The 7,344-nt window shown below is 73.0% G+C and carries 6 protein-coding genes; 4 read left to right on the forward strand and 2 right to left on the reverse strand.

What is annotated here, in order from left to right:
• The coding region (locus VGB14_08345) for a phosphoenolpyruvate carboxylase (GenBank protein ID HEX9992920.1) at window positions 1–194 on the reverse strand (194 nt) is incomplete at its 3' end.
• Window positions 195–212: 18 nt separating this feature from the next.
• Entirely contained in the window at window positions 213–722 is a 510-nt protein-coding gene (locus tag VGB14_08350) for a DUF2269 family protein (protein ID HEX9992921.1), read from the reverse strand.
• 109 nt (window positions 723–831) lie between these two features.
• On the opposite strand from VGB14_08350, the gene VGB14_08355 reads away from it, so the two are divergent.
• From VGB14_08355 to VGB14_08370, 4 genes are all read left to right on the forward strand, one after another.
• On the forward strand, window positions 832–3,309 hold the full coding sequence (locus tag VGB14_08355; protein HEX9992922.1) for an AAA family ATPase: 2,478 nt from the start codon (window positions 832–834) through the stop codon (window positions 3,307–3,309).
• 63 nt (window positions 3,310–3,372) lie between these two features.
• Entirely contained in the window at window positions 3,373–4,326 is a 954-nt protein-coding gene (locus VGB14_08360; GenBank protein ID HEX9992923.1) for a hypothetical protein, read from the forward strand.
• Between the two features lie 38 nt (window positions 4,327–4,364).
• Window positions 4,365–4,808 (forward strand): hypothetical protein, encoded by a 444-nt coding sequence (locus VGB14_08365; GenBank protein HEX9992924.1) that lies wholly within the window; start codon window positions 4,365–4,367, stop codon window positions 4,806–4,808.
• Between the two features lie 2 nt (window positions 4,809–4,810).
• A partial coding sequence (locus tag VGB14_08370) for a DUF6603 domain-containing protein (GenBank protein ID HEX9992925.1) occupies window positions 4,811–7,344 on the forward strand: 2,534 nt, incomplete at its 3' end.

Consider the following 7,344-nt stretch of genomic DNA (forward strand, 5'->3'; position numbering starts at 1 on the left):
GCCGTCGCCACGTCGAGCGCCGACAGCCGGGCGGCGGCCGCCCCGCTGTCGGTGCGCACGAGGGCCCTGACCTCCTCGACGAGGTCGAACAGCTCCTCGCCCTCCTGGCGCTGGAGGGTCTCGCCGAGCAGCGCGCCGAGCCGGCGGACGTCGGCCCGGAGGGCGGCGTCGTCGGCCGCCGCCGGTCGCTCCACCGCCTGCCGCCCGGCCGTCTAGTTGCCTGGCTTCCAGATCATCAGCACGAGGATGACCAGGACCAGGACGTTGAGGGCGCCGCCGATGGCGGCGAGGCGCTTGTCGAGCGCGACGAGCTCGGGGACGCTCGCCGGGGCCACGCCGGCGTTGCCCGCCGCAGCCTGCCCGAGCGTGGTGTTGAACTGGCGGACGGCCGGCCGCAGGAGCGCGTGGCTGATGCCGAGGGCGGCGAGGTAGAGCAGCAGCGACAGCCAGACCCACGTCTCGCCGAGCTCCCAGACCCCGTCGGACAGGCCGAGCAGGGCGAAGCCCCAGATGGGAACGGAGTAGATGATCCACTCGGCCACCCGGAAGCCGACGAAGGTGTTCGCCTCGGCCACGGCCAGGGCGGCGAGCCCGGTGCGGGCCTTGACCTGGCCGGCGTAGACGCCGTTCAGCATCACGGCGCCGAACCCGAGGATGATCGACAGGATGTGGAGCAGGAAGAACAGGTTGTAGAGACCGTCGCCGACATCGGCCAGGACCATCCGGAGCCTCCCTCGCCCGTGGGACCGGCGCAGTGTAGGGAAGCATCCGGCGGGCAAGCTTGTTACGCTCATTGTCAAGTTTCCTGAGTCGTAGCCCGAGAAGGTGCCGATGCCGCTCGATCCGAACCGCTGGACCCTGAAGACCCAGGAGGCCTTCACCGCGGCCGTCGACGCCGCCAAGGCCAACAGCAACCCCGAGGTCACCCCCGACCACCTGCTCGCGGCCCTGCTCGGCCAGGAGGAGGGCGTGGTCCTGCCGGTCCTCGAGAAGGTCGGCCTGCCGATCTACCAGCTGCGGACGAGGACCGCCGAGGCCGTCGCCAAGCTCCCGAGGGCCTACGGCAGCGAGGCCCGCATGAGCCGCGACCTCACCGCAGTGATGGACCGGGCCGACGCGGCCAGGGTCGAGCTCCACGACGAGTACCTGTCGACCGAGCACCTCCTGCTCGCCCTGGAGGACCGCCTCGACGTCACCCGGGAGCAGCTGCTCGCCGCCCTGCGGGACGTGCGGGGCAGCCACCGGGTCACGAGCCAGAGCCCCGAGGAGCAGTACCGGGCGCTGGAGCGCTTCGGCCGCGACCTCACCGAGGCCGCCCGCCAGGGCAAGCTCGACCCGGTCATCGGCCGGGACGAGGAGATCCGCCGCGTCATCCAGGTCCTGTCCCGGCGGACCAAGAACAACCCGGTGCTGATCGGCGAGCCCGGCGTCGGCAAGACCGCCATCGTCGAGGGCCTCGCCCGGCGCATCGTCGAGGGCGACGTGCCCGAGGGCCTGAAGGGCAAGCGCCTGATCGCCCTCGACCTGGCCGGCATGGTCGCCGGCGCCAAGTACCGGGGCGAGTTCGAGGAGCGGCTGAAGGCCGTGCTGAAGGAGATCACCGACGCCCAGGGCGAGGTGGTCACGTTCATCGACGAGCTCCACACCGTCGTCGGGGCCGGCGCGGCCGAGGGCGCCATGGACGCCGGCAACATGCTGAAGCCGCTGCTCGCCCGGGGCGAGCTGCGCATGGTCGGGGCCACCACCCTCGACGAGTACCGCAAGCACATCGAGAAGGACCCGGCCCTCGAGCGCCGGTTCCAGCAGGTGTTCGTCGGCCAGCCGTCGGTGGAGGACACGATCGCCATCCTCCGTGGCCTGAAGGAGCGCTACGAGGTCCACCACGGCGTGCGCATCCAGGACGCCGCCCTCGTCGCCGCGGCCGTCCTCTCCGACCGCTACCTGACCGGCCGCTTCCTGCCCGACAAGGCCATCGACCTGGTCGACGAGGCGGCGTCCAAGCTGCGCATCGAGATCGACTCGATGCCGACCGAGATCGACGTCGTGGAGCGCCGCATCCGCCAGCTGGAGATCGAGCGGGTGGCCCTGGCCAAGGAGACCGACCCGGCCTCGATCGAGCGGCTGGAGACCCTCGACCGGGAGCTCGCCGACCTGCGCGAGCAGTCCATGTCGATGAAGGCCCACTGGTCGGCCGAGAAGGAGGCCATCGGCGTCATCCGCACCCTGAAGGAGCAGCTGGAGAACAAGCGGCTCGAGCTGGAGCGGGAGGCCGACCTGGAGCGGGCGGCCGAGATCCGCTACGGCCAGATCCCCGAGATCGAGCGCCAGGTGGCCGAGGCCACCAAGCGGCTGGCCGAGCTCCAGGCGTCCCAGAAGATGCTGAAGGAGGAGGTCGACGAGGAGGACGTCGCCGAGGTCGTCAGCAAGTGGACGGGCGTGCCCGTCAGCCGGCTGATGGAGGGCGAGGTCCAGAAGCTGATCCGGCTGGAGGACGTGCTCCACCAGCGGGTCATCGGCCAGGACGACGCCGTCCACGCCGTGGCCAACGCCATCCGCCGCAGCCGGGCCGGCCTGTCGGACCCGAACCGGCCGATCGGCGTGTTCATGTTCCTCGGCCCGACCGGCGTCGGGAAGACCGAGCTGGCCAGGGCCCTCGCCGACTTCCTGTTCGACGACGAGCGGGCCATGGTCCGCATCGACATGAGCGAGTACATGGAGAAGCACTCGGTGAGCCGCCTCATCGGCGCGCCGCCCGGCTACGTCGGCTACGACGAGGGCGGGCAGCTGACCGAGGCCGTCCGCCGGCGCCCGTACGCGGTCGTGCTGCTCGACGAGATCGAGAAGGCCCACCCGGACGTGTTCAACGTGCTGCTCCAGCTCATGGACGACGGCCGGCTCACCGACGGCCAGGGCCGCACGGTGGACTTCACCAACGTCGTGCTCATCATGACCTCGAACCTGCCGGGCGACCCCGCCGACCACTTCAAGCCGGAGTTCCTCAACCGGGTCGACGACCTCATCCGCTTCCGGTCGCTCACGAGGGAGGACCTCGGGCCGATCGTCGAGATCCAGCTGCGGCACCTGCGGGACCGGCTGGCCGCCCGCCGGGTCGCCCTGGAGGTGACGCCGGCGGCCGAGGAGGCCCTCGCCACCCACGGGTACGACCCGGCCTACGGCGCCCGCCCGCTCAAGCGGGTCATCCAGCGGGAGGTCGGCGACCGGCTGGCCGTCGCCCTCCTCGAGGGCCGCTTCGGCGAGGGCGACCGGGTCGTGCTCGACGCGGAGGACGGCGAGCTCGTTCTGCGGTAAACGGACGATTCGCGTAGCATCTTCGCCACGCAGCGTCGCAGCCGGTATGCGATAGTGGTCCCCGTGGAGGGGGAGGCCGGGACACCCGGCGGCGCGGCCACGCGCCTGCGCTACGAGGTGGACCCGGCGAAGGTGCCGTTCTCGGTCGACGACCGCCGGCGCAGCATCGTCACCCTCACGGTGACGGCCCACAACGACGGCGGTGACGCCGTCCCCTGCTCGAGGATCGCCATCCGCATCCCGTCCGATGCGGTGCCGAAGCCGACGACCCTGACGACGGACCCCTCGACGGTCACCGTCTCGGTCGGCGACGCCACCCCGTGGGCGATGGCGACGTCCGGCGACGGGGTCTGCTACGCCGTCCCGCTCCCGCCGGCGACCGGCGTCGGCGCCGGCGGCACGGCCCGGTTCGTCCTGGCCAACATCCTCGTCAACACCATGCCGAACGGGGTCGACATCCCGATCGACGAGACGGTCGCGGGCGCGACGGCGACCACCACGGTCAGGGTGACCAAGGACGCGCCGGTCGGCCCGGGCGGCGACCCGCCCACCATCACCTCGTTCACGGTCACGCCGGCCGAGGCCGCCCTCGGCGAGCGGGTCACGGTCGCTTGGCGGGTCACGGGCGCGGACGTGTGCACGCTCGAGCCGGGCCCGGTCACGCTGCCGTCCCCCGCCACCGGGACCATCCAGGTGCCGGTGCTGCACACGACCGTGTTCCGGCTCGAGGCGCTGGCCGTCGGCGGGCGGGCGAGCGCGGCCGCGACCGTCACGGTCATGCCCGTCCGGATCGACGACTTCGGCGCCGACCCGCCCGGCCCCGTCCGCCGGGGCGAGCCGGTCACGCTCCGGTGGGCGACGCGCTTCGCGGCGTCGTGCGCCATCGACCAGGGCGTCGGCGAGGTCGCGCGGTCGGGCGAGCGGGTCGTCACGCCCGCCCGGACCACCGTCTACACGCTCGCCGCCGCCGGCTCCCAGCCGCAGGCCCGCAGCGTCACCGTCCAGGTCGTCGCCTGACCGCGCCGACCGCGCCGTCGCGAACCGAAAGGCCCGTCATGTCCGACGCCCCGTCCACCACCACGACCACCACCGCCAACGACCTCCCGGCGAGCGTCGTCCAGGAGATCGCCGAGACGGTGGCGACCGCCATCGCGGCGCGCGCCCCAGAGGGGACGGGGCGGCCCCAGGTCCGGGTCGAGTCGCCGGCCGGCTCGCTCTCGCGCGGCGAGGGCATGGCCGGCTCGTTCACCCTGGCCATCCTCTACGAGACCACCACCTACAAGCTCACCGTGAGCATCCCTGGCGGGGCCACGCCGACGTACGACTTCAAGCTCACCGAGCAGACCGGGACCGACGCGCCGATCGAGCTCGCCGCCTTCACCTACACCGCCAGCAACGACTGGCGGCTGAAGGTGTCCGTGCCCCGCATCAAGGTCAGCGAGACGTTCGTCATCGAGACGATCAGCCTCGAGCTGAGCGACACGCCGCCGACCACCTAGCCGTGCCGGGAGCCGGAGCCGACCCCCCGCCGGGCGGCGAGGGCGCCGCCGTCGACGTCGAGGTCACCATCGACGCCAACCGGATGGCGTTCGGCGGCTCCGTCGCGGTCCCCGTCAGCATCAGGGACCTGCTCGCCACCCTCCCGCCGGAGGCCCAGGCCGTGCTCGGCTGGATCCCCGACGTCGAGCTCAACGCCGTCGGCTTCCGGTTCGACCCGAACCCGGCGACCGAGTCGTTCGGGGTCTTCGCCTCGGCCGGCACGGCGGGGTCGGCGGACACGTCGGTCGACGTCTACCTCGCCACCCTCCCGGCGCCGGGGGGCGGCGAGCCGGCGTTCGTCGTCGGCCTGTCGCTGACGTCCACCATCGACCTCGGCGGCACCCCGCTGTTCGGGACGATGCTGAGCGGGATCACCCTCCAGGCGCTCGGGCTCAGCTACGCGTCGGCCGACCTGCCGGCGGGCTCGTTCACCCTGCCGCCGCCGGCGCCCAGGATGCCGGCGTTCACGAAGGGCCTCCAGCTGACGTTCACGGTGTCGGCCGGCGGCTCGGCGGAGACGTTCACGCTCACGCCGTCGTCGTTCCGGCCGCCCGCCGCCGGGGCCGAGCGCTCGCTCGCCCTCGCCGCCGGCCCGCCGCCGGTGCAGTGGTTCCCCGTCCAGAAGAGCTTCGGCCCCCTGACCCTCGGCCGGGTCGGCATCCTGACGGCCGAGGGGCGCTTCGGCCTCGCGCTCGACGCGTCGGTGTCGACGACCGTGCTCCAGCTGGTCCTCGAGGAGCTCTCGGTCGCCTTCGACAGCGACGACATCTCGCCGTCCGGGCTGCACATCGACCTGGCCGGCCTCGGCGTGGGGTTCCGGTCCGGCGCCTTCCAGCTGAGCGGCAGCCTGGTCAGGACCTACGTCGAGGAGCTCACCGAGTACCGCGGCTCGCTGCTGATCCGGGCCGGGCGGTTCGCCATCACGGCCGTCGGCGCCTACGCCGACCTCGCCGGCGCACCGTCGCTGTTCGTGTTCGGGATGGCGAAGGGCGCCTTCGGCGGGCCGCCGGCGTTCTTCGTGACCGGCCTGGCCGCCGGCTTCGGCTACAACCGCTCGCTGCGCCTCCCGGCGCCCGAGCAGGTCCAGGAGTTCCCGCTCGTGCTGGCCGCCCGCCAGGGGTCGTCGTACCTGCCCGACCCGAGCGTGGCGGCGGCGCTCGGGAAGATGACCTCGGGCGGGTGGGTGCCGCCGTCGCTCGGCTCGTACTGGGTGGCCGCCGGCGTCGAGTTCACCTCGTTCCAGGTGCTCGACGCCTTCGTCCTCGTCACCGTCCAGTTCGGCAAGGAGCTGGTGATCGCCCTGCTCGGCGTGGCGTCCATCACGCTGCCGAAGCCCGGCACCGGGCCGGCGTACGCCTACGCCGAGCTCGCCCTCTCCGCCGTGCTCCGGCCGGCCGAGGGCACGTTCCAGATGACCGCCCTGCTCACGCCGAACTCGTTCGTGATCGACCGCGCCTGCCGCCTCACGGGCGGCTTCGCCTTCCACATGTGGTTCGGCGACAACGAGCACGCCGGCGACTTCGTCGTGACCCTCGGCGGGTACAACGCCCTGTTCGACCGGCCGGACTGGTACCCGGTCGTCCCCCGCCTCGGCCTGAACTGGAACATGTCCGACGCCGTCCACGTGCAGGGCGGCGTCTACTTCGCGCTCACGCCGTCGTGCGTGATGGGCGGCGGGTCGCTCGACCTGCGCTTCCAGCGGGGCGCGCTGCGGGCCTGGCTGACCGCCCACGCCGACTTCCTCATGTACTGGCGGCCGTTCTTCTTCGACGTCGGGATCGGGGTGTCGGTCGGCGTCTCGTACACCCTCGACATCGGCGGCATCTCGAAGACGTTCACGGTCGAGCTGTCGGCCGACGTGGAGCTGTGGGGCCCGCCGACGGCAGGGGTCGCCCACGTCACCTGGTGGGTCATCTCGTTCACGATCCCGATCAACGGCGGCGGCTCGCCCAACCCGCCCGGCCGGGTCCTCCGCGACTGGCCCACGTTCGCGTCGACGTTCCTGCCGCCGGCCCCGGAGGTGTGCCGGCCCCGGGCGGCGAGCGGCCTGCTCGGCACCGTCGAGATCGCCGGGCGGACGGTCTGGCGGGTGTCGGCCGCCGCGTTCGCGCTCGGGACCGAGACCGTCGTGCCGGCGACCAGGGTGGTGGCCGGGACGGCCGCCGCCGGCGAGCAGGCCTTCGACGGGCCCGCCGTCGGCGTGTACCCGATGGCCGTCGCCGACGTGCGCACCGAGCACCGCGTGGCGCTCTACCGGGTCGAGGGCGGCGCGCCGTACCCGATCGACGACTGGACGTGGCTGCCCTCCACCGGGAACGTCCCGGGGTCGCTGTGGGGCACGGCCAACGCCGGCGAGCCCGCCCTCGGCGCCGACGTCGTCCCCTGCCTGCAGGGCCTCGTCGGCGCGCCGCCCGACCAGCCGATGGACGGGCCGCCCGAGGTCAGCTACGACGTCCTGCGCTACGCCGACCTGGCGCCGACCCGCGACCTCCCGCT

The organism is Acidimicrobiales bacterium, assembly GCA_036399815.1.
In the GTDB taxonomy this organism is placed as follows: domain Bacteria; phylum Actinomycetota; class Acidimicrobiia; order Acidimicrobiales; family DASWMK01; genus DASWMK01.

Coding starts and splice junctions, on each gene's coding strand:
- VGB14_08365 (HEX9992924.1), top strand. CDS start 4,365: ATGTCCGACGCCCCGTCCACCACCACGACCACCACCGCCAACGACCTC.
- VGB14_08355 (HEX9992922.1), top strand. CDS start 832: ATGCCGCTCGATCCGAACCGCTGGACCCTGAAGACCCAGGAGGCCTTC.
- VGB14_08350 (HEX9992921.1), bottom strand. CDS start 722: ATGGTCCTGGCCGATGTCGGCGACGGTCTCTACAACCTGTTCTTCCTG.